The organism is Streptomyces sp. NPDC018026, from assembly GCF_044327745.1.
GTDB classification, from domain to species: Bacteria; Actinomycetota; Actinomycetes; order Streptomycetales; family Streptomycetaceae; genus Streptomyces; species Streptomyces rubrogriseus.
Genome location: NZ_JBIRFY010000006.1, coordinates 104,784 through 126,517 on the forward strand (window position 1 = coordinate 104,784; position 21,734 = coordinate 126,517).

Sequence of the window (21,734 nt, forward strand, 5' to 3'; positions counted from 1 at the left end):
ACAATCCAGCCACGAGGGAGACTGACGGCATGCACCTCCGCGTCCCGAGACCCCGCAGCCTGGCGGGGCAGCTCTTCGCCATGCAGGCCGTCCTGATAGCGGTCGTCGTGGTCGGGTACGCGCTGTTCAGCTACATCAGCGACCGGGGGCAGGCGGAGGAGGCGGCCGGGCGACAGGCCCGGGCGGTGTCGCTGGCGATCGCGGACTCGCCGTCCGTGGCGGAGGCGATCCGCACCCCGGACCCGACGGCCCGCCTCCAGCCGTACGCGGTGCGGGTGATGCGGGACACGGACGTGGACTTCGTGACGATCATGGATCCGGAGGGCATCCGCTGGACCCACCCCGACCCGTCGGAAATCGGCCATCCCTTCCAGGGCCACATCGAACGTGCGCAGCGGGGGCAGACCTTCACCGAGACCTACACGGGCACGCTCGGCCCCTCGGTCCGGGCGGTCACACCGATCGTGGACGACGGCCGGATCGTCGGTCTGGTCAGCGCGGGGATCAAGGTCGAGGAGATCAGCAAGCGGGCGCAGGAGCAGCTCACGGCCCTGTCGGGGGTGGCGGCCGGGGCGCTGCTGCTCGGCGCGGTCGGCACGTACGTGATCAACGCGCGGCTGCGCCGGCACACCCACGGGATGAACGCGGACCAGCTGAGCCGGATGCACGACTACCATCAGGCGGCGCTGCACGCGGTGCGGGAGGGGCTGCTCATGCTCGACGGGCAGTACCGCGTCGCGCTGATCAACGACGGCGGACGGGAGCTGCTCGGCGTGCGCGGTGACGTGGTGGGTGCCTCGGTGGCGGACCTCGGGCTGCCGTCGCAGCTGACGGGCGCACTGCTGGCCTCGGAGCCCCGGGTGGACGAGGTGCACCTGGCGGCGGACCGGGTGCTGGTGGTGAACACCTCACCGGTCTCCGGCGGTGAACGCCGGGGCACGGTGGTGACGCTGCGGGACGTGACGGAGCTGCAGTCACTGACGGGCGAGCTGGACTCCGAGCGCGGTTTCACGCAGGCGCTGCGCTCGCAGGCGCACGAGGCGGCGAACCGGCTGCACACGGTCGTCTCACTGATCGAGCTGGGGCGCGCGGAGGAGGCGGTGGAGTTCGCGACGGCCGAGCTGGAACTGGCGCAGGCCCTCACCGACCAGGTGGTGGCGGCGGTGAGCGAGCCGGTGCTCGCGGCGCTGCTGCTGGGCAAGACGGCGCAGGCCAACGAGCGGGGAGTGGAGCTGGTGGTGTCGCGGGACAGCCGACTGGACGACGGACTGCTGCCGCCGTCGCTGCCCGCCCGGGACCTGGTGACGATCCTGGGCAACCTGGTGGACAACGCGGTGGACGCGACGCAGGGCGCGGTGCCGTCGCGGGTGACGGTGGCGGCGTACACGGAGGGTGCCGGTTCCGGCGGCTCCGAGCTGGTGCTGCGGGTGTCGGACACCGGCGCCGGGGTCGATCCCGCCCACGCGGACCTGGTCTTCCAGCGGGGCTACTCGACCAAGCAGGCCGGGGAGGGCGGACGCGGCCTGGGGCTGGCCCTCGTCCGGCAGGCGGTACGACGGCACGGCGGCACCCTGACCGTGACGGAGGCGGAGGGCGGCGGCGCCCGCTTCGAGGCCCGGCTGCCGCTGCGGGATGCCGCGGGCGGCGGGTCGGCCCCGGCGGCGGTGACGGGCCGCAGACCGGGCTCCGGGGGTGCGGTGTGAGCACCGCCGACTCGCAGCCCATCCGGGTCCTGGTCGTCGAGGACGACCCGGTCGCCGCCGACGCGCACGTGATGTACGTCGGCCGGGTGCCGGGGTTCGTCGCGGTCGGCAAGGCGCACACGGGTGCGGAGGCCCGCCGCATGCTGGACCGCACGCCGGTGGACCTGCTCCTGCTCGACCTGCACCTGCCGGACGTGCACGGACTCCAGCTGGCCCGGTCGCTGCGCGCGGCGGGGCATCACACCGACGTGATAGCGGTGACGTCGGCGCGGGACCTGACGATGGTGCGCGAGGGGGTGTCGCTGGGCGTCGTCCAGTACGTCCTGAAGCCCTTCACCTTCGCCACCCTGCGCGACCGCCTGGTCCGCTACGCGGAGTTCCGCGGCACCGCCGGGGAGGCCAGCGGCCAGGACGAGGTGGACCGCGCCCTGGCCACCCTGCGCGCCCCCGGCCCGGCGGCCCTGCCCAAGGGCCTGAGCGGCCCGACCCTGGAGCGGGTGACGGGCGCCCTGCGCGGCTCCTCCGAGGGCCTCACGGCGGCCGGGGTCGCCGAGGCGGTGGGCATCTCCCGCATCACGGCCCGGCGTTACCTGGAGCACCTGGTGGACGCGGGCCGGGCGGGGCGGAGCCCGCAGTACGGTCAGGTGGGGCGGCCGGAGCTGGTGTACCGGTGGGTGCGGGGCCGGTGAGCCGTGCCGCCCTGCGGGCCTGCTCGGCCTCCTCGGGCGAGCCCGCCCGCTCGTAGGCGCCGGCGGCCTGCGTCATGCGCGCGCGGGCCCGCTCGGCGTCCCCGGCCGTCTCGTGCACGAGCCCGAGGGCGTACAGCGTCCGGGCGCTGCCGTGCCAGTCCTCGAACTCCGCGCAGATGTCCAGACTGTCGAGGCAGGCGGTCACGGCTTCCGCCGTGCGGCCCCGCGCGTTGAGGGCGACGGCGTAGTTGTGCCAGGCCCTGCCCTCGCGGGGCCGGTCCCCCGTATCCCGGTAGAGGTCGAGGGCGGCGCGGAGGGCGTCGAGCGCCTCGTCGACGCGGCCGGACTTGCGCAGGGGGATGGCGAGGTTGTTCCACACACCGGCCTCGCTGTGCCGGTCGCCGGTGCGGCGGAAGAGGCCGAGGGCGGTGTGGAAGGCTTCGACGGCCTCGTCGATCTGCCCCACGTCGCTGAGGATGTTGCCGAGGTTGGACACCGCCATCGCCCTGCCGTTGTCGTGGCCGAGCGCGTGGTAGAGATCGCGCGCCCGCCGGTGGGCGTCGTACGCCTCCCTGAGCCGCCTGCTTCCCCGCAGCGCGGTCCCCGTCCTGTTCCACGCGGCGGCCTCGGCGGCCGCGTCACCCGCCCGGTGCGCGGCGGCACGGGCGGCCCGGCACACGGTGACCGCGTCGTCGAAACAGCGGCGCCAGTCCAGGTACTCGCAGAGCGCCTCGGCGAGCCGGACGGCGTCGGCGGCCAGGGCCTGACGCCGGTCCGCCGCCCACCGCGCGGCCGCCACGAGCCCGGCACGCTCCGCGTCGAACCAGGCGAGCGCCTCCTCACGGCCACGGAAGGGTCCGGTCTCCTGGGCCTCCCCGCCGTGAGGCTTCAGCTGGGCGTCGGCCGCGAGGGCCAGCTCCAGGTAGTGCCGCAGCACCCGCGACCGCGCCGCGTCCCCCTCCTCCCGGCCCACCGCACCCGCCCCGAACTCCCGCACCAGGTCGTGCAGCCGCCACCACCCGCGCGCCCGCCCCCGCTCCACGAGGTGCGCCCGGGCCAGTGCGTGCTGTTCACGCGCCGGGGGCCGGGCAGCGCCGACGAGCGCGGCCACGACCTCGTCGCTGACCTCGGCCCCGGGCGCGAGAGCGAGCAGGCGCAGCAGCCGGGCCTGCTCGGGCGGCAGCCGACGGTAGGTCAGCTCGAAGGCGGCGCGGACGCTGCGCTCGCCGTCGTCGAGGTGGTCCAGGCGGTCGTGGGCCTCGGCCAGTTCGGCCACGAGTTCGGCCACCGGCTTGCCGGGGTCCGCCGCCAGCAGGGCGACCGCGATCTGCAGGGCCAGGGGGAGGTGCCCGCAGAGTCCGGCGAGCCGCTCGGCCGTGTGGGGGTCGCCGGCCATGCGGCTGTCGTGGGGATCGGCGATCTCCAGGGCACGGTGGAGGAGTTCGTGGGCCTCGCCGGCACCGAGCTGATCCAGGGGCAGGAGCCGGGCGCCGAGTTGGGGCAGCCGGTCGCGGGACGTGACCAGGACGCGGTGCCGGGAGTCACCCGGCAGCAGGGGCCGCACCTGGTCGGCCGACGAGGCGTTGTCGGCCAGGACCAGCACCGCGCCGCGCTCACGGGCCCGCGTGGCCAGCGTCGAGCGGTAGAGCGCGGCCCGCTCGTCCGTGGTCGCCGGGATGCGGTCCGGCGGGACGGCGAGGGCGTGCAACAGGGCTCGCAGGCCCCGGTCGGCGGTGACGGGTTCCCGGTCGTAGCCGTGCAGGTCGATGAAGAGGAACCCGCCGGGGAACCAGCCCCGTTCCCGGGACACGTGAGCGGCCTCGATCGCGAGCGCGGTCTTGCCGATGCCGCCGAGACCGGACACGGCGGCGACGGGGGCGGCCGACTCCGCGGACCGCGACCCCGCCGGGTCCAGCGCGCGCAACAGGTCCTCGGTCTCGCGCTCCCGGCCGGTGAACCCGCCGGGCCTCGGCGGCAGGCCCGCCAGCGCGTCCGGGACTGCGGCGGCGCCCTCCTGGACCACGACCTGTACGCCGATCACCTCGCGCAGGAAGAGCCCGCCCCGGAAGTCGGCGTGATCGCCGCCGTACCAGGACGGCTCGGCGGCGAGCGACTCGGCCACCGTCGCGCCCCACTCCCGTACGGCGTCCCGCCGCGCCGGTTCCGCCGCCGCCTTCGCGATGTCCCGGACGGACGCACCGGCGTCGAGCCCCACCGCCCGCGCCAGCGCCTGCACCGCCCGGCGTCCCTCGTCTCCGCCCGCACCCTCGGCCAGGGCCGTCAGCAGTGCCGTTTCCATGCGCGCCGCTCCCCTCCTCCCGCGGCAGCGGGGCACCGCTCACGCCGCCTTCGCGTACCGCACGACCTGCGCGGCGAGCCCCGCCACGGCGAGCGCCTCCAGCACCGAGAGCGCGACGAGCAGCCGGGTGGCGTCGCCGTTCACCCAGAAAACGACCAGCGCCGCCAGGGGTACCGCGCAGAACGCCGTCAGGTCGATCACGGTCTGGATCGTCTTGCGGGACCGGCGCCGGGTGTCGCCGCGGTGGTACGCCTCCCACCCGAAGGTCGCGAACCCGCTGCCGTGTGGGGCGAGTTCGGCCAGCTTCGGCCCCAGGTCGTCCCGCACGTAGAGCCCGATGGCCGAGATCTTCTCGTCGTTGACGAGGTAGGTCCACCCGAGGACGAGGCACACCGGCGGCAGCGCGAGCAGCATCGAGGGCCGCTCCGCCTGTGCCGTGGCGGCGATGACGGCGGCCACGACGGCGAGCGTCACGTAGAGGAGGTTGTCCCGGAACCCGATCCTGGCCCGCTGCTCGCTCTTCACGCTCTCGTACTCGGCGAGCAGCAACTGCCCCACCGTGACGTCCTGTTCCGGCACGCGATCCCCTTCTCCCAGCGGTAACTTACGACTATGCCGGACATTGAGCCCACCGTTCTGGTGCTGACCGCACTCCCGCTCGAATACGCCGCGATCCGCGCGCACGTGGCGGAGCGGGAGGAGCGGGTGCACCGGGACGGCACCCGGGTCGAAGTGGGCCGGCTGACGTCGGCTCCCTGGCACGTCGCCCTCGCCGAACTGGGCATGGGCGCCGAGCGGGCCGGCGTCCTCACCACCCAGCTCATCGACTGGCTGCGCCCCGAGGCGGTGCTGTTCGTCGGCGTCGCGGGCAGCCTGAAGGACGACGTCGGGATCGGCGACGTCGTCGTGGGCACGCAGGTGTACGAGATCCACGGCGGCAAGCAGACCCCGGAGGGCTTCCTGGTCCGGCCCAAGGCTCTGCCGGGCTCGCACGCGCTGGAGCAGGCGGCCCGTTCCGCGGTGCGGGACATGCCCGGCGTACGGGCGCACTTCATGCCGATCGCCACGGGGGATGTCGTCCTGGCAGACACCGAGTCCGAGATCGCCCGGTTCGTCCGCCGGAACTACAACGACGCGGGCGCGATCGAGATGGAGGGCTCCGGCGCCCTCCAGGCGGCCCACCTGAGCGGCCAGTTGAACGCCTTGGTGATCCGGGGCATCAGCGACCGCGCCGACGCCGAGAAGCACAGGGCCGACGCCTCGGGTGCACAGCAGCGCGCCGCCGAGCGGGCCGCGGCGGTGACGGTGGCGGTGCTGCACAGGCACCGGCCTCGGGAGGGCTCCTCCGACTCCGAGGAGGAGTCCCGAGGAGCGACGTACGGCGGAGACCACATCGACTTCCGGGGCGGCACCTTCCACGGCCCCGTCACCGGCAAGGGTCCTCCTCCGCGCTCTCATCCGTGACATCAAGGCCGGGAAGGCCGATCACCTCCTCCGGGGGCAATCCGGCGCACACTCATTGACCTGACTAGACCATTCCTCTTACGTTCGCCACGCAGCCGTCCAGGCCACAGTGTCGTGTGCCCGTAGGAGGTCATGCCCGTGCGTCCCACCGTCCGGTTCACCGCCCTGTTCTCCCTCACCGCGCTCGCCGCCACCTCGCTCGCCGCCTGTTCAAGCGGCTCCGGCAGCGACCCGGACACGGTGAAGGTCTCCTTCAAGCAGTCGACGGACAACTCCATCAAGGTGATGGACGAGTATCTGGCCGACATCAAGCAGCAGTTCGAGAAGGCCAATCCGGGGAAGAAGGTCGAGCTGGTTCCGATCAAGGCGCCGGACTCGGAGTACTACACCAAGCTCCAGCAGATGCTCCGCTCCCCCAAGACCGCGCCGGATCTGGTCTACGAGGACACGTTCCTCATCAACTCCGACATCACCAGCGGGTACCTGAAGCCGCTCGACGACTACCTGGCCGACTGGGAGGACTGGGACCAGTTCATCGACACGGCGAAGGCGGCGGCCAAGGGCGAGGACGGCAAGACGTACGGCGTGCCGGACGGCACCGACACCCGGGGGCTGTGGTTCAGCAAGGACGTGTTCGCCAAGGCGGGGCTGCCCGCCGACTGGCAGCCGAAGACCTGGGACGAGGTGCTCGACGCGGCCCGGACGATCAAGGAGAAGGTCCCCGGGGTCACTCCGCTGAACGTCTACACCGGCAAGCCCGCCGGCGAGGCCGCGACCATGCAGGGCTTCGAGATGCTGCTGTACGGCACGGGGGACGGCGGCTCCGATCCGCTGTACGACAAGGGCAGCAAGAAGTGGATCACGGCGGGGCAGGGGTTCGAGGACTCCCTGGCCTTCGTCGAGACCGTGTACAAGGAGAAGCTCGGGCCGGAGGTCTCCGACGCGCTCGACCCCAACTTCGGCACGAAGGTGCGCGGTGAGCTGCTGCCGCAGGGCAAGCTGGGGATCGCGCTCGACGGCTCCTGGCTGCCGCAGGACTGGCTGGAGGGCAGTGGGCACGAGTGGCCCGAGTGGTCGAAGGAGCTGGGGCTGGCCGCCATGCCCACCCAGAACGGGCAGGCACCCGGCAGGGTGAGCATGTCCGGCGGGTGGACCTGGGCGATCCCGGACAAGGCGGGCAACCCCGATCTGGCCTTCGAGTTCATCAAGACGATGCAGACCAAGGCGAACGCCCAGAAGTGGTACGTCGCCAACTCCGGCATCTCGGTCCGCGAGGACGTCGCGAACGACCCCGCCTACGTCGCCGCCCAGCCCGGCATCAAGTTCTTCACCGACCTCGTCGCCGACACCCACTACCGGCCCGCCTACCCGGCGTACCCGAAGGTGTCCGTCGCCATCCAGGAGGCCATGGAGGGCGTGACGACCGGTGACAAGTCGGTCGAGGAGGCGGCGCGCGGCTACGACGAGGCGCTCAAGGAGGCGACCGACAACCAGGTGGTGAGCAAGTGACGGCCACCGCGCCGGGGCACGCCGGGCCGGAGGTACGGAAGACGTCCGCGTCTCCGACCCCCGGCACCCGGCCCGGCACCGTCCGGCGCTCCCTCTTCCGCGCCCTGCCCGTCTCCCCCGCCGTCGTCCTGCTGCTGCTCTTCCTCGCCGGTCCGATCGTCTACTGCGTCGTCATCGCCTTCACCGACCTCCAGCTCACCGGGCAGGCCCAGGAATCCTTCGTCGGCTTCGACAACTTCACCCGCGCCTTCAAGGACGAGGCGTTCCTCAACGCCGTATGGCTGACCCTGGTGTTCACCGTGCTGTCCTCGCTGATCGGGCAGAACACCCTGGGGCTGGCGCTGGCCTCGCTGATGCAGCGGGCGTCGAAGCCGGTCCGCACGCTCACCGGTGGCATCGTTGTCACGGCCTGGGTGCTGCCGGAGGTGGTGGCGGGCTTCCTGCTCTACGCCTTCTTCCGGCGCGAGGGCACCCTCAACGCCATCCTGGACTGGCTCCACCTGCCCTCCCAGAACTGGCTGTTCACGCTGCCGATCCTGGCGGTGTCCTTCGCCAACGTGTGGCGCGGCACGGCCTTCTCGATGCTGGTGTACTCGGCCGCGCTGAACGAGATCCCCAAGGAGGTCACCGAGGCCGCCGAGGTCGACGGCGCGAGCGGCTGGCGCCGGATGTGGCACATCACGCTGCCGATGATCCGGCGCTCCATCGGCACCAACCTGATGCTCAACACGCTCCAGACGCTGTCGGTCTTCGGGCTGATCTGGGTGATGACGCGGGGCGGGCCGAGCGGCAAGAGCCAGACGCTCCCGCTGTTCATGTACGAGCAGGCCTTCCAGAACAGCCTGATCGGGTACGGCACGGCGGTGGCACTGCTGCTGTTGCTGATCGGCTCGCTGTTCTCGGTCGTGTACCTGCGCCTGCTGCGGACGGAGGTCTGAGATGGCCCACACCCACACCCACACCCACGCCTCCCGCCGCAACCGGCGCCGTACCGCCGCCGACGCCGGGCTGCTGGTGGCGGCCGCGGCTTTCGTGCTGCCGCTGGCCTGGGTGGTGCTGTCCGCCCTTGACCCGCACGCGAGCCTGCGGGTCAAGGTCCCCGACGGGGTGACGCTGGACAACTTCGACGCGATCCTCACCCCGGAGATCACCTTCACCCCGCTGCTCAACAGCCTGATTCTGTGCGGCGGGGCGACGCTGCTGACGGTGGTGTGCGCGGTGCTCGCGGCGTATCCGCTCTCCCGCTTCCGGTCGCGGCTGAACCGGCCCTTCCTGCTCACCATCCTGTTCGCGACCAGCCTGCCGATCACGGCGATCATGGTGCCCGTCTACGCCCTGTTCGTACGGGTCAACATGATCGACACCATGCAGGGAACGATCTTCTTCTTCGCCGCCTCGCAGCTGCCCTTCGCGATCTGGCTGATGAAGAACTTCATGGACGGGGTGCCGAAGGAACTGGAGGAGGCGGCGTGGACGGACGGGGCGTCGTCGTTCCAGTCGCTGCTGCGGATCGTGCTGCCGCTGATGGGGCCCGGGGTGGCGGTGGTGACGGTGTTCTCGTTCGTGATGATGTGGGGGAACTTCTTCGTCCCCTTCATGCTGCTGCTCTCCCCGGACCAGATGCCCGCATCGGTCAGCATCAACGACTTCTTCGGCAACCGGGGCATGGTCGCGTACGGACAGCTGGCGGCGTTCTCGATCGTCTACTCCACGCCGGTCGTGCTGCTGTACGTGCTGATCTCGCGACGGCTGGGCGGCGGGTTCGCGCTGGGCGGGGCGGTCAAAGGGTGAGCCGCGCCCCCGTACGTTCCTACAATCCGTATCGCTGGCCGAACAGCCCGTAGTCAGCATCGCCGCGGACCCCTACGGTGTGGCGCGTGCGCCGACCCTCACCCGGCCCGAGCCAGTCGGGCCCTCCGTTCAACGCCCTCGCCGCCCGCCGGCTGCGTGCCGCCCTCAACATGGGACCCGAGCACGTCGCCCACGGCATACGGGTCTCGTACGGGCTGCCGTACGTCTCCCCCGACCTCGTCATCGCCTGGGAGCGGGGGACGGCCTTCCCCGAGGGGCCGGAGCTGACCGCGCTCGCCGGGGTGCTGTGGTGCTCGCCCGGTGAGCTGATCGGGCGGCCGCAGTCCCTGCGCGAGCACCGCGTCGCCCGGGGTCTGGCCCCCGCGGACGTGGCACGTGCGGTCGGGCTCGGGCTCCCGGCCTACCTGCGGATGGAGGAGGCGGACGACTGGCGCGGCACCGACCGTCAGTCGGCCCAGCTCGCCGACGTGCTCGGTCTCACGCTGCCCGACTTCGTGACCGTCACGGGGCGCGAGGAGAAGCTGGCCGACCTGCTGACGAGCGCGGTGACCACCCGCTGGCAGGGTTGTGTGCGCCCGATCGCCAAGCTGGCGCCGCTGGACCGGCGCGTCCTGGAGAACGTCCTCCAGGTGCTGCACCAGGACTACCAGGGGCGGATGGCCGCCACCCTCAGCTGGGGCGGCGGCGCGGCCGACTCGAGCGCCGGGGGCCGGGACTTCCTGGACCGGATCGTGGACCACTTCTGGACGGCGGTGGAGAAGCACCCGTGAGGAGCGCGTCCGACGTCTAGAAGACCGACTCGGCCTCGTCCATCCGGTCCTTCGGGACCGTCTTCAGCTCGGTGACCGCCTCCGCGAGCGGCACCATCACGACGTCGGTGCCGCGCAGCGCCGTCATCCGGCCGAAGTCGCCCCGGTGCGCGGCCTCCACCGCGTGCCAGCCGAAGCGGGTGGCGAGGACGCGGTCGTAGGCGGTCGGTACGCCGCCGCGCTGGACGTGGCCGAGGATGACCGGCTTGGCCTCCTTGCCGAGCCGGCGCTCCAGCTCGAAGGCGAGCGCGGTGCCGATGCCCTGGAAGCGCTCGTGGCCGAACTTGTCGATGGCGCCCTTGCCGTAGTCCATGGAGCCCTCGGCGGGGTGGGCGCCCTCGGCGACGCAGACGACGGCGAACTTCTTGCCGCGGGCGAAGCGCTCCTCGACCATCTTGACCAGGTCGGCGGGGTCGAAGGGGCGCTCGGGCAGGCAGATGCCGTGGGCGCCGGCGGCCATGCCGGACTCCAGGGCGATCCAGCCGGCGTGCCGGCCCATGACCTCGACGACCATCACGCGCTGGTGGGACTCGGCGGTGGTCTTGAGGCGGTCCATGGCCTCGGTCGCGACGCCGACGGCGGTGTCGAAGCCGAAGGTGCGGTCGGTGGAGGAGATGTCGTTGTCGATGGTCTTCGGCACGCCGACCACCGGGAGCCCGGCGTCGGACAGCATCCGGGCGGCCGTGAGGGTGCCCTCGCCGCCGATCGGGATCAGGGCGTCGATGCCGAAGTTCTGGATCATGTCCGAGGCGTCCTCGCAGGCCTCGCGGAGCCGGTCGCGCTCCAGGCGGGAGGAGCCGAGGATGGTGCCGCCGCGGGCGAGGATGCCGCTGACCGCGTTGAGGTCGAGGGTGCGGTAACGGCTGTCCAGCAGCCCCGCGTAGCCGTCCTCGAAGCCGATGACCTCGTCGCCGTAGTTGTCCACCGCTCGGTGCACGACCGACCGGATCACTGCGTTCAGGCCGGGGCAGTCGCCGCCTGCGGTGAGAACTCCGATACGCATCGTGCTGTGTCTCCTGCTCGCTGTTGACGCCGGTGAGCCGATCCAATTGTTTCACGGCCCGGGCGGCGGTGGACGCTGACGGGCGCCCTAACCATCGCCGGAGGTACTGTCAAGAGGATTCCGCTCACCCCTACGAAACGGAGAGCACGCGTGACGCGCAGCGTGTACGTGACCGGTATCGACCGCGGCGACGGCCGCCAGGTCGTCGAGCTGGGGGTCATGGAACTCCTGACCCGGCAGGTCGACCGGGTCGGCGTCTTCCGTCCCCTGGTGCACGACGGGCCGGACCGGCTCTTCGAACTGCTGCGCGCCCGCTACCGGCTCTCGCAGGACCCCGCGACGGTCTACGGCATGGACTACCAGGAGGCCTCCCTCCTCCAGGCCGAACAGGGCGTGGACGAGCTGGTGTCCGCACTGGTCGACCGCTTCCACCTGGTGGCGCGGGACTACGACGTCGTCCTCGTCCTCGGCACCGACTACGCCGACACCCAGTTCCCGGACGAGCTGTCGCTGAACGCGCGGCTCGCGAACGAGTTCGGCGCCTCGGTCCTTCCCGTCGTGGGGGGCCGCAAGCAGACCGCGGAGTCGGTGCTGGCGGAGACCCACAACGCCTTCCGGGCCTACGACGGGCTCGGCTGCGACGTGCTGGCCATGGTGACCAACCGGGTCGCGCGCGAGGACCGGGACGAGATCGCCGAGCGGCTCGCGCACCGGCTGCCGGTGCCGTGCTGGGTGGTGCCGGACGAGCCCGCGCTGTCCGCGCCGACGGTCTCCCAGATCGCGCACGCCCTGGGCGCCGAGATCGTCCTCGGCGACGACTCCGGGCTCGCCCGCGACGCGCTGGACTTCGTCTTCGGCGGGGCCATGCTGCCCAACCTGCTGGCCGCGCTGACCCCGGGCTGCCTGGTCATCACGCCCGGCGACCGCGCCGACCTGGTGATCGGCACGCTGGCCGCGCACAGCGCCGGCACCCCGCCGATAGCCGGGGTGCTGCTGACGCTGAACGAGGTGCCCGGCGAGGGCATCCTCACCCTCGCCGCCCGGCTCGCCCCGGGCACGCCGGTGCTGTCGGTGACGGGCACCAGCTTTCCCACCGCCGAGCAGCTCTTCTCCCTGGAGGGCAAGCTCAACGCGGCCACCCCGCGCAAGGCGGAGACCGCCCTCGGCCTCTTCGAGCGGTACGTCGACACCGCCGAGCTGAACAAGCGGGTCTCCGCGCCCAGCAGCGACCGCGTCACGCCGATGATGTTCGAGCACAAGCTGCTCGAACAGGCCCGTTCCGACCTGCGCCGGGTGGTCCTGCCGGAGGGCACCGAGGAGCGGGTGCTGCACGCGGCGGAGGTGCTGCTGCGGCGCGGGGTGTGCGAGCTGACCCTCCTCGGGCCCGTCGAGCAGATCCGCAAGAAGGCTGCCGACCTGGGCATCGACCTGGCCGGTGCCGAGCTGATCGACCCGGCCGCCAGCGAGCTGCGCGACTCCTTCGCCGAGAAGTACGCGGCCCTGCGCGCCCACAAGGGCGTGACCGTGGAGCTGGCGTACGACGTGGTCTCGGACGTGAACTACTTCGGCACGCTGATGGTGCAGGAAGGGTTCGCCGACGGCATGGTGTCGGGGTCGGTGCACTCGACGGCGGCGACCATCCGGCCCGCCTTCGAGATCATCAAGACCAAGCCGGACGCGGCCATCGTCTCCTCCGTCTTCTTCATGTGCCTGGCCGACAAGGTGCTCGTCTACGGCGACTGCGCGGTCAACCCGGACCCGGACGCGGAGCAGCTCGCCGACATCGCCGCCCAGTCGGCGTCGACGGCGGCGCGGTTCGGGGTGGAGCCGCGGATCGCGATGCTGTCGTACTCGACCGGCACGTCCGGTTCCGGCGCGGACGTCGACAAGGTGCGCGAGGCCACCGAGCTGGTCCGCTCGCGCCGCCCGGACCTCAGCATCGAGGGGCCGATCCAGTACGACGCGGCGGTCGAGCCGTCGGTCGCGGCGACCAAGCTGCCCGGTTCGGCGGTCGCCGGGCAGGCCAGCGTGCTGATCTTCCCCGACCTGAACACCGGCAACAACACCTACAAGGCGGTGCAGCGCTCGGCCGGTGCCATCGCGGTCGGCCCGGTGCTCCAGGGTCTGCGCAAGCCGGTCAACGACCTGTCCCGGGGCGCGCTCGTGCAGGACATCGTCAACACCGTCGCCATCACGGCGATCCAGGCCCAGCAGTCCCCGACCGAGAAGGCGTCCGCCCAGTGAGCTCCACGCGTGTCCTCGTCCTCAACTCCGGCTCCTCGTCGGTGAAGTACCAGCTGATCGACATGCGCGACGGGGAGCGGCTGGCGGTCGGGCTGGTCGAGCGCATCGGCGAGCGGACGTCGCGGCTGAAGCACACCCTGGTGGCCGCCGGCGACACCCGGGAGCAGGAGGGCCCGATCGCCGACCACGAGGCCGCCCTGAAGGCGGTCGCCGCCGAGCTGGGCCGGGACGGTCTGGGCCTGGACTCGCCGGAGCTGGCCGCGATCGGGCACCGGGTGGTGCACGGCGGTGAGTTCTTCAGCGAGCCGACGCTCATCGACGAGAACGTGCTCACGGAGATCGAGCGGCTGATCCCGGTCGCGCCGCTGCACAACCCGGCCAACCTCACCGGCATCCGCACCGCGCGGGCGCTGCGTCCCGACCTGCCCCAGGTGGCGGTCTTCGACACCGCGTTCCACACGACGATGCCGGAGTCCGCGGCGCGCTACGCGATCGACCCGAAGATCGCCGACCGGTACCGCATCCGCCGCTACGGCTTCCACGGCACCTCGCACGCCTACGTCTCCCGCGAGACCGCGCGGCTGCTGGGCAGGGCGCCCGAGGACGTGAACGTGATCGTGCTGCACCTGGGCAACGGGGCGTCCGCCTCGGCCGTGCGGGGCGGCCGGTGCGTGGACACCTCCATGGGGCTGACGCCTTTGGAGGGGCTCGTGATGGGTACGCGCTCCGGAGACATGGACCCGGCCGTCATCTTCCATTTGATGCGCGTTGGCGGAATGTCCGCCGACGAGATCGACACTCTTCTCAACAAGAGGAGCGGTCTGTTCGGTCTGTGCGGTGACAACGACATGCGGGAGATCCGCCGCCGGGTGGACGAGGGTGACGAGCAGGCGGGGCTGGCCTTCGACATCTACATTCACCGGCTCAAGAAGTACATCGGCGCCTATTGCGCCGTTCTCGGACGCGTGGACGCCGTGGCGTTCACGGCGGGGGTCGGGGAGAACTCGGCGCCGGTGCGCGAGGCGGCCGTGGCCGGACTGGAGGGGCTCGGCCTGGCGGTCGACGGCGGGCTGAACGCCGTACGCGGCGACGGAGCCCGGCTGATCTCGCCCGCGGGGGCGCGGGTGGCGGTGGCGGTGGTACCGACGGACGAGGAAATGGAGATCGCGGCACAGACCTACGCGCTGGTAATTGAATCGGGGAATCCCCGTCTCACCTGAGCGGCATCCCGCCCTTTTGTATTTTCCGCCAGACGGAATATTCCGCGCCGAAACAAACCGATAGGATGGCACCCATGCGCCGTTCGAAAATCGTCTGTACTCTCGGCCCCGCGGTCGACTCCCACGAGCAGCTCGTCACGCTGATCGAAGCCGGCATGAACGTGGCCCGCTTCAACTTCAGCCACGGCTCCCACGCCGAGCACCAGGGCCGTTACGACCGGGTCCGGGCCGCCGCCAAGGAGACCGGCAGGGCCATCGGCGTCCTCGCCGACCTGCAGGGCCCGAAGATCCGCCTGGAGACCTTCGCGGAGGGTCCCGTCGAGCTGGTGCGCGGTGACGAGTTCACCATCACCGCCGAGGACGTCCCGGGCGACAGGACGATCTGCGGCACGACCTACAAGGGCCTGCCCGGTGACGTCACCAAGGGCGACCAGGTGCTCATCAACGACGGCAACGTCGAGCTGAAGGTCACCGAGGTCGAGGGCCCCCGGGTGAAGACGATCGTCATCGAGGGCGGCGTCATCTCCGACCACAAGGGCATCAACCTGCCCGGCGCGGCGGTCAACGTCCCCGCGCTGAGCGAGAAGGACGTCGAGGACCTCCGGTTCGCGCTGCGCATGGGCTGCGACCTGGTCGCCCTCTCCTTCGTCCGGGACGCCAAGGACGTCGCCGACGTGCACCGCGTCATGGACGAGGAGGGCCGCCGGGTCCCGGTGATCGCCAAGGTGGAGAAGCCCCAGGCGGTCGACAACATGGAGGACGTCGTGATGGCGTTCGACGGCGTGATGGTCGCCCGCGGCGACCTGGCCGTCGAGTACCCGCTCGAGAAGGTCCCCATGGTGCAGAAGCGCCTGATCGAGCTGTGCCGGCGCAACGCCAAGCCGGTGATCGTGGCGACCCAGATGATGGAGTCGATGATCACCAACTCCCGTCCGACCCGCGCCGAGGCCTCCGACGTGGCCAACGCGATCCTGGACGGCGCCGACGCGGTCATGCTGTCCGCCGAGTCGAGCGTGGGCGCGTACCCGATCGAGACCGTCAAGACGATGTCGAAGATCGTCACCGCCGCCGAGCAGGAGCTGCTCTCCAAGGGCCTCCAGCCGCTGGTGCCGGGCAAGAAGCCGCGCACGCAGGGCGGTTCGGTGGCCCGTGCGGCCGCCGAGATCGCCGACTTCCTGGGCGGCAAGGGTCTGGTGGCCTTCACCCAGTCCGGCGACACCGCCCGCCGGCTCTCCCGCTACCGCGCGTGCCAGCCGATCCTCGCCTTCACCACCGACGAGTCCACCCGCAACCAGCTGACGCTCAGCTGGGGAGTGGAGCCGCACGTGGTGCCGCTCGTGAACACCACGGACGAGATGGTGGACCTGGTGGACCAGGAGACGGCCCGCCTCGGCCGGTTCAGCGACGGCGACGTCGTCGTGATCACCGCCGGTTCGCCCCCCGGCGTGCCCGGCACCACCAACATGGTGCGGGTCCTCCACCTGGGCGAGACCCGGCGCGGCTGACCGCCCCCTCCCCGTCGTACGCACCGAGGGCGCCCCCTGTCGCAGGGGGCGCCCTCGGGCGTGGTGCGGGCTTGCTCAGTCGGTCGTGTACTGGTGCAGTCCCGGGATGTGCAGCGTGCCGCCGAACTGGCCGGCCTGGACGACCGTCACCTTGGTGAAGTAGATCAGCGGGATGTCCAGCGGCGGCGGGTGCTCCGGGTCGAAGGTGATCGGGATCAGCCCGAGCAGGTTGCCCGAGATGCTCTCCGTGTACATCACCGTCTCGCCGTCGCGGATCGTGGACGTGGAGCCCTCGGCCGCCTGCACGTGGTAGGTCTTGCCGGCCTGCTTGTCGTTCACCGTCTGGTGCAGGTCGCCGATGTCGGTGCCGTCGGAGATGACGTACTTCAGCACCTTCTTGGTGGTGCCGTTGGCCGTCTTGACCTCGACGACGCCCTTGTAGGAGGCGCCCTTGAGGAGCAGCGAGCTGGCGTTGAGGTACCACGGGTCGTCGGGCAGCGGCACCTTGTTGTCGACGCCGCCCTCCGCGTCGGTGGCGACCGGGCAGTCGTCGGCGTCCTTGCCGGCCTCGTCGGCGCTCGCGGAGGGGCTCGGCGTGGCGGTGGCGTCCTCCTCGGCCTTCGCCGCGTCCTCCTTCGCCTTCTCCGCCGCCTCCTTGGCCGCTTCGGCCGCCTCGTCCACCGTGTCCTTGGTGTCCTCGGCCGCCTTCGACGCCGTGTCGGTCACGCCCTCGACGGTGTCCTTCGCGGTGTCGGTGACCGCGTCGGTGGTGTCCTTCAGCGCGCCGGACGCGCTCTCGGACGCCGACGGGGTCGGCGTGGGGCTCGGGCTCTCCTCGGCCTGCTTTCCGCCGGTGAAGATGCCCTCGATGGCGTCGCCGAGGCCGTCCAGCAGACCGCCCTTGTCCTCCGACTCGGACGGGGAGGGCTCCGTGGCGCTCTGACCGGACGCCTCCTGGCTCTGCGACGCGGACGGGCTCGGGGCGGGGTCGGCCTTGTCGTCCCCGGCGCCCTTGTCGTCCTCGTCGTCGGAACCTGAATCCGGCGAAGAGGAGTCGTCCTTGTCCGTACCGGAGTCCTTGTCCCCGGTGGAGGCCGAGGGGTTGGGCTCCTTCGCGTCGTCCTTGCCGTCCTCGGCCCCGTCACTCGCCGAGGGCGAGGGGGTGGGCGACTCGGACGGGTCCTTCTCGGCGTCCTCCAGGGCCGCCACGCAGTCCTTGTACTCGTCGGCCGTCAGGCTGTTGGAGGGCGGCGCCGCGTCGTTGCCGTCGGCGAGGGCGAGCGTCGGCGTGAACCCCATCCCCATGAGCACGGCCGTGGGCATCGCCGCGATGGCTATCGCCTTGCCGGCCGGCATGTGGAACCTGGTGAACAACGGCTTCTTGGGTGCCGCGTGGCGCGGCCCGGTTCTCACACGGGACGACTCCACGTCAGTCCCGCGGGTCACCTCGTCAGCCGGCACTGTGCCTCCCGTTCGCCCCGTTGGCCGGGCTCGTTCCTGACAGATCGTGCGCCCCCGGTGCCGCGAAGGCCTGGGAGGGCTCCCCGTCGTCCATGCCGCTCCGCGGCCCCGGTACCGCGGGGCCGGACGCCTGGGTCCCGGGCTCCGGGAAGCGGGGGAACTCGGTGTCGTCGGCCGCGGGGACCGCGCCCCGGGGCGCGTCGTCCGTGCCCTTGCCCTCCAGCGGCGGCTCGGCCTGCGGCGGCTCGCCCGGCACCCACGACACGGCCATGGCCCCGCCGACCAGCGCGAACAGGAAGCCGATGAGGAAGCCGCCGAGATTGGAGACGGGGATGGACACCAGCGCCAGCAGGATCGCCGCGACGCCCGCGAAGACCCGGACGTGCTTCTGGAACCACAGGCTGACGCCCAGGACGACCAGCAGCACGCCGATGATCAGGGACCCGGCGCCCGCCGTGGTGGACATCGCCAGCGTCAGGTGACCGATCTGGAGGTTCGCGTACGGGAAGTAGGCGATGGGGAGTCCGCCGAGCGCGACGAACAGGCCGGCCCAGAACGGCCGCGCGCCTCGCCAGGCACGGAACTGCAGCCTGCGGCGGGTGAACTGGCCGGCGGCGGCAGGAGTCTCGGCGCTCATGGAAATAGCTCCCTGGTACGGCTTTGCTGTGGTGGAGATGTGGGCCGCGCGTGAAGGCGCGGCCGGAGAGTGGACGGGCGGGGGCGCCGTCAAGCTCCCCCGCCCGTCAGCGAGTGCTTAGTAGCACTCCTTGACACCCTTGGACAGCGACATCTTCAGACCGCTGAGCTTGAAGGTTCCGGCGGTGGTCGCCCACGCCGTCTGCTTCACGTCGGTCAGCGTGGCCGAGTCGGCCTGCTGCGAGAACCCGTACGGGTTCGTGGTGTCGCCCTTCTTGATGCCGGGACCCTTGTTGGCGTCCTTGGCGGCCACACCGATGTCGATGCCGCGGAACGTGGCATCGGCCTGCAGGTCCTCGACGTCGATGTACAGGTTCTCCGCCTTGACCGGGGTGTCTCCACCGCCGGCCTTCAGCATGAGGCTGACCGAGCCGATCAACGGGATGTCCGGGGTGACCACGGACTGGCACATGTTCTTGATCTGCGCGGACTTGAACGCCGAGACCGCGACGGGGTGAGCCGTCTTCTCGCCCTTCAGCGTGTAGCCCGAGTCGATCGCGCCGTACTGCATAAAGCCCGTGCCGTCGAGCCGGTCCGCCGTCACCTTGAACGACTGGCCCGACACGCTGAACGACGCGGCGAGAGCGCCCTGCGCGAGGGCGACACCTATCGCAGCCGTGGCGGCCACGCTGGGCACCATCACCACGGCGAACCGCTTCCATCTGGTCCCGCCACGCACCTGGGACTCCATATTTCCTCCTTCTCGGACGTACATCTCCTGGCCTCGGCCCCGTCGCCAGTCGGCGACTCGGCCCGGCAGGGATGGGAGAAGTGCTACGTCCTCGGGAAGGAGAGCGCCTGTCCTCGGCGGCACGTACAACGCGCCCGAACAACCGGCGATCACCCCCGAGCGACAACCACTGGTCGCGCCTGACACGCATCACGCACAACCCTGCTGGACAGGCTTCGCCGGATGAGCGAAGACCCCCCTGCCCAAGGGCCGGCATCACTGCCGCCGACCCTGCTCGGTGGGGACCCAGGAACCCCCGCGACCCGACCGGCTGTCGGGGTACGGGAATGGACCGAGCGTCGCCGATCGTGGTGCATTCTCGCCGTCGGCACAAGGGGGTTCGTTACTGGCTAGTAGCGGCCGTGTGACCGCGGAACGACGCACCGGGCCCGAACGGCGACGCTGGGTGTGTCATGAGGGCAGAACAAAACTATTGATCGATGGACAGAGTCCGACAGATCGACGCCGTCGACTTACTGGCAGTAACAGCGGCCGCGATTACCAAGTTTTGGTAAAGCGCGGCCGCAGTGACGCCTCTTCGACAGCTCCTTCACATACGCAACACCCCGGCGGCGTTTAGAACGCCGATCGGGAGCGCCGGCCGGAAGCCGCCTAGAACAGGGCCCGCGCGAGCGACCGGCGCGCCGCGGCCACCCGCGGATCCTCGGCGCCGACCACCTCGAACAGCTCCAGCAACCGCAGCCGTACGGCGTCCCGGTCGTCGCCCGCCGTGACGCGCACCGTGTCGATGAGGCGCCCGAAGGCGTCCTCCACGTGACCGCCCACCAGGTCCAGGTCGGCGGCGGCGATCTGCGCCTGGGCGTCGCCCGGCCTGTCGGCCGCTTCCTGACGGACCTTCTGCGGATCGGCGTTCTGCACCCGCTGGAGCAACTCGGCCTGGGCCAGGCCCAGTTTGGCCTCCGTGTTGCCCGGCTCTTCGGCCAGTACGTTCTTGTAGGCCTGGACGGCACCGCCCAGGTCGCCCGCGTCCATCGCCTGCACGGCGGCGTCGAGGGCCGCGTCGTGCGGACCGGCGGGGCGCTCGGGGGCGGCGGGCCGCTCGGCGCCCGGCTCCGCCTCGGGGTCGACGACGAGACCGGTCAGGCCGAAGCGCTCCTCGCCGACCTGCACCAGCTGGTCCAGGGTCTGCCGGATCTGCTGTTCGCCCGCGGCCCCCTGGAAGAGCGGCAGCGCCTGTCCGGCGACGACCGCGAACACGGCCGGGATGCCCTGGACACCGAACTGCTGCATCAGCATCTGGTTGGCGTCGACGTCGATCTTGGCGAGGAGGAAGCGCCCGTTGTACTCGACGGCGAGCCGCTCCAGGACCGGGCTCAACTGCTTGCAGGGCTCGCACCACTCGGCCCAGAAGTCGATGACGACCGGGACCTCGGTGGACCGTTGCAGGACATCACTCTCGAAGCCGGCCTCGTCGACGTCGATGACGAGGTCGGCCGGGGAGACGGCGCCCGCGCCGCCGGTCCGGGCCGCCTCGGCGCGCGCCTGCTCCGCCTTCGCCTTGGCCTCCTGGGCCTGCTTCACCGCGGCGAGGTCGACGACCCCGCTCATGGACATGTTCCGTGGCTGCATGGGTCTATCCTCCCCCGTACGGCGCGCGCGTGTGAAAACCGGGTCGAAAGCCCGCCCGGATGTGTGCTGTTCGGCGTGTGTACTGCCCGATGTGTGTGCTGCTCGGCGCCGGGTCCCCACCCCACGCCCGTGGTCGTCGCTGGGGCGCGGGCGGACCCGCGCTTTCGCTACGAGTCGTAGCGTAATGCCAGGACTGCCCTTCGGAACACCCCACCGCCAGACCTCGTCGCGGTGATCTGTCTCACGACCGGCCGCGTGTTACCCGCCGGTTAAGGTCGGGGGATGCAGAGCAGCACCCCAGCCGGCCGTGCCGGGCGCCCGCGCAGTGCCGCGGCGGACACCGCGATCCTGGCCGCGACGCGGGCCGCCCTGGTCGACCTCGGCTGGTCGAAGCTCACCCTGGGAGACGTCGCCACCCGGGCCGGGGTTGCCAAGACGACGCTCTACCGCCGCTGGGCGGGCAAGAACGAGCTGGTCGTGGACGCGGTGGCGGAGCTCTTCGACGAGCTCGAACTGCCCGACCGGGGCTCGCTCGCCGCCGACATCGAGGGCGTGGTGCTCCAGTTCGCGGCGATCCTGGCCCGGCCGGAGGCCAGGAGCGGCCTGATGGCGGTGGTCGCGGAGTCCACGCGCGACGATGCGCTGCGCGAGCGCATCCGCACGTCGATCGTCGAACGGCAGAAGCGCCTGGTACTGGAGGGCAGGGCCCGCGCCCAGGCCCGCGGCGAGCTGCCGCCGGAGACCGGTGCGGCCGAGGCCGCCCGCACGGCGGACCTCATCTTCGACGTGGTGGCGGGTGCGGTGGTGCACCGCACGCTGGTCAGCGCCCGGTCCGCGGACGAGGAGTGGGTGCGCGGCCTGACCCAGGTACTGCTGCGGGGCCTGGTCGGCGCCGACGGCGGCCCCGCGGACGGCGGGGACGGCGGGGACGGCGACCCGGGCGGCGGGACCGACGCGGAACCGGCCGCGCCCCGGTAGGACGCGGCCGGTTCCGGGCCCG

The 21,734-nt window shown here is 71.6% G+C and carries 18 protein-coding genes; 11 read left to right on the forward strand and 7 right to left on the reverse strand.

Annotated features, from left to right (window positions below; genetic code table 11):
* Positions 1 to 29: 29 nt before the first annotated feature.
* Entirely contained in the window at positions 30 to 1,703 is a 1,674-nt protein-coding gene (locus ACH4D3_RS20155) for an ATP-binding protein (protein WP_398323761.1), read from the forward strand.
* On the forward strand, positions 1,700 to 2,392 hold the full coding sequence (locus ACH4D3_RS20160; protein WP_109033488.1) for a response regulator: 693 nt from the start codon (positions 1,700 to 1,702) through the stop codon (positions 2,390 to 2,392). Before ACH4D3_RS20155 ends, ACH4D3_RS20160 begins: the two co-directional genes overlap by 4 nt.
* Here ACH4D3_RS20160 and ACH4D3_RS20165 read toward each other — a convergent pair.
* Together ACH4D3_RS20165 and ACH4D3_RS20170 are read right to left on the reverse strand one after the other, a co-directional pair.
* Positions 2,277 to 4,691 (reverse strand): ATP-binding protein, encoded by a 2,415-nt coding sequence (locus tag ACH4D3_RS20165; protein ID WP_398323763.1) that lies wholly within the window; start codon positions 4,689 to 4,691, stop codon positions 2,277 to 2,279. The two genes, ACH4D3_RS20160 and ACH4D3_RS20165, sit on opposite strands and share 116 nt — an antisense overlap.
* A 39-nt stretch (positions 4,692 to 4,730) precedes the next feature.
* Positions 4,731 to 5,270 carry a hypothetical protein gene (locus tag ACH4D3_RS20170; protein ID WP_398323765.1) on the reverse strand — a complete coding sequence of 180 codons (540 nt, stop codon included), beginning with the start codon at positions 5,268 to 5,270 and terminating at the stop codon, positions 4,731 to 4,733.
* 33 nt (positions 5,271 to 5,303) lie between these two features.
* Here ACH4D3_RS20170 and ACH4D3_RS20175 point away from each other — a divergent pair, with 33 nt between their 5' ends.
* From ACH4D3_RS20175 to ACH4D3_RS20195, 5 genes are all read left to right on the forward strand, one after another.
* Positions 5,304 to 6,155: a nucleosidase gene (locus ACH4D3_RS20175; protein WP_398323767.1), complete on the forward strand. Its 852-nt coding sequence runs from the start codon at positions 5,304 to 5,306 to the stop codon at positions 6,153 to 6,155.
* A gap of 132 nt (positions 6,156 to 6,287) precedes the next feature.
* A complete protein-coding gene (locus tag ACH4D3_RS20180; RefSeq protein ID WP_398323769.1) occupies positions 6,288 to 7,664 on the forward strand; it encodes an extracellular solute-binding protein in 1,377 nt (458 codons plus the stop codon).
* Entirely contained in the window at positions 7,661 to 8,602 is a 942-nt protein-coding gene (locus tag ACH4D3_RS20185) for a carbohydrate ABC transporter permease (protein WP_398323771.1), read from the forward strand. The genes ACH4D3_RS20180 and ACH4D3_RS20185 overlap by 4 nt, the downstream gene beginning before the upstream one ends.
* Position 8,603: 1 nt before the next feature.
* Positions 8,604 to 9,455 carry a carbohydrate ABC transporter permease gene (locus ACH4D3_RS20190; protein ID WP_398323773.1) on the forward strand — a complete coding sequence of 284 codons (852 nt, stop codon included), beginning with the start codon at positions 8,604 to 8,606 and terminating at the stop codon, positions 9,453 to 9,455.
* A gap of 77 nt (positions 9,456 to 9,532) precedes the next feature.
* On the forward strand, positions 9,533 to 10,246 hold the full coding sequence (locus ACH4D3_RS20195) for a helix-turn-helix domain-containing protein (protein ID WP_398323774.1): 714 nt from the start codon (positions 9,533 to 9,535) through the stop codon (positions 10,244 to 10,246).
* A 16-nt stretch (positions 10,247 to 10,262) separates the two neighbouring features.
* Here ACH4D3_RS20195 and ACH4D3_RS20200 read toward each other — a convergent pair whose 3' ends face one another.
* Positions 10,263 to 11,288, reverse strand: coding sequence for an ATP-dependent 6-phosphofructokinase (locus tag ACH4D3_RS20200; protein ID WP_398323776.1), 1,026 nt, complete (start codon positions 11,286 to 11,288; stop codon positions 10,263 to 10,265).
* 150 nt (positions 11,289 to 11,438) lie between these two features.
* On the opposite strand from ACH4D3_RS20200, the gene pta reads away from it, so the two are divergent.
* The 3 genes from pta (at position 11,439) to pyk (ending at position 16,257) form a co-directional block, all read left to right on the forward strand.
* Entirely contained in the window at positions 11,439 to 13,532 is a 2,094-nt protein-coding gene (pta, locus tag ACH4D3_RS20205) for a phosphate acetyltransferase (protein ID WP_398323778.1), read from the forward strand.
* Positions 13,529 to 14,752: an acetate kinase gene (locus ACH4D3_RS20210; RefSeq protein ID WP_398323780.1), complete on the forward strand. Its 1,224-nt coding sequence runs from the start codon at positions 13,529 to 13,531 to the stop codon at positions 14,750 to 14,752. Before pta ends, ACH4D3_RS20210 begins: the two co-directional genes overlap by 4 nt.
* A gap of 74 nt (positions 14,753 to 14,826) precedes the next feature.
* On the forward strand, positions 14,827 to 16,257 hold the full coding sequence (gene pyk, locus ACH4D3_RS20215) for a pyruvate kinase (protein ID WP_398323782.1): 1,431 nt from the start codon (positions 14,827 to 14,829) through the stop codon (positions 16,255 to 16,257).
* A 75-nt stretch (positions 16,258 to 16,332) separates the two neighbouring features.
* On the opposite strand, the gene ACH4D3_RS20220 is transcribed toward pyk, so the two are convergent.
* From ACH4D3_RS20220 to ACH4D3_RS20235, 4 genes are all read right to left on the reverse strand, one after another.
* The gene (locus ACH4D3_RS20220) at positions 16,333 to 17,718 is read right to left on the reverse strand and encodes a hypothetical protein (protein WP_398323784.1); all 1,386 of its coding nucleotides are present in this window, start codon (positions 17,716 to 17,718) and stop codon (positions 16,333 to 16,335) included.
* Positions 17,708 to 18,355 carry a DUF6114 domain-containing protein gene (locus tag ACH4D3_RS20225; protein WP_398323786.1) on the reverse strand — a complete coding sequence of 216 codons (648 nt, stop codon included), beginning with the start codon at positions 18,353 to 18,355 and terminating at the stop codon, positions 17,708 to 17,710. The genes ACH4D3_RS20220 and ACH4D3_RS20225 overlap by 11 nt, the downstream gene beginning before the upstream one ends.
* Before the next feature lie 117 nt (positions 18,356 to 18,472).
* Positions 18,473 to 19,105, reverse strand: coding sequence for a DUF6230 family protein (locus tag ACH4D3_RS20230; RefSeq protein ID WP_398323788.1), 633 nt, complete (start codon positions 19,103 to 19,105; stop codon positions 18,473 to 18,475).
* 651 nt (positions 19,106 to 19,756) lie between these two features.
* Positions 19,757 to 20,734, reverse strand: coding sequence for a tetratricopeptide repeat protein (locus ACH4D3_RS20235; protein ID WP_398323790.1), 978 nt, complete (start codon positions 20,732 to 20,734; stop codon positions 19,757 to 19,759).
* A 282-nt stretch (positions 20,735 to 21,016) separates the two neighbouring features.
* Between ACH4D3_RS20235 and ACH4D3_RS20240 the strand changes: the two genes are divergently transcribed.
* Complete coding sequence (locus ACH4D3_RS20240; RefSeq protein WP_398323792.1) at positions 21,017 to 21,712, forward strand: TetR/AcrR family transcriptional regulator; 696 nt, start codon at positions 21,017 to 21,019, stop codon at positions 21,710 to 21,712.
* Positions 21,713 to 21,734 lie beyond the last annotated feature (22 nt).

What these genes read in the sequence shown, in the direction of transcription:
- ACH4D3_RS20155 (WP_398323761.1), top strand. Translation starts at nt 30, where the DNA reads ATGCACCTCCGCGTCCCGAGACCCCGCAGCCTGGCGGGGCAGCTCTTC.
- ACH4D3_RS20165 (WP_398323763.1), bottom strand. Translation starts at nt 4,691, where the DNA reads ATGGAAACGGCACTGCTGACGGCCCTGGCCGAGGGTGCGGGCGGAGAC.
- ACH4D3_RS20175 (WP_398323767.1), top strand. Translation starts at nt 5,304, where the DNA reads ATGCCGGACATTGAGCCCACCGTTCTGGTGCTGACCGCACTCCCGCTC.
- ACH4D3_RS20180 (WP_398323769.1), top strand. Translation starts at nt 6,288, where the DNA reads ATGCCCGTGCGTCCCACCGTCCGGTTCACCGCCCTGTTCTCCCTCACC.
- ACH4D3_RS20190 (WP_398323773.1), top strand. Translation starts at nt 8,604, where the DNA reads ATGGCCCACACCCACACCCACACCCACGCCTCCCGCCGCAACCGGCGC.
- ACH4D3_RS20200 (WP_398323776.1), bottom strand. Translation starts at nt 11,288, where the DNA reads ATGCGTATCGGAGTTCTCACCGCAGGCGGCGACTGCCCCGGCCTGAAC.
- pyk (WP_398323782.1), top strand. Translation starts at nt 14,827, where the DNA reads ATGCGCCGTTCGAAAATCGTCTGTACTCTCGGCCCCGCGGTCGACTCC.
- ACH4D3_RS20225 (WP_398323786.1), bottom strand. Translation starts at nt 18,355, where the DNA reads ATGAGCGCCGAGACTCCTGCCGCCGCCGGCCAGTTCACCCGCCGCAGG.
- ACH4D3_RS20230 (WP_398323788.1), bottom strand. Translation starts at nt 19,105, where the DNA reads ATGGAGTCCCAGGTGCGTGGCGGGACCAGATGGAAGCGGTTCGCCGTG.
- ACH4D3_RS20235 (WP_398323790.1), bottom strand. Translation starts at nt 20,734, where the DNA reads ATGCAGCCACGGAACATGTCCATGAGCGGGGTCGTCGACCTCGCCGCG.
- ACH4D3_RS20240 (WP_398323792.1), top strand. Translation starts at nt 21,017, where the DNA reads ATGCAGAGCAGCACCCCAGCCGGCCGTGCCGGGCGCCCGCGCAGTGCC.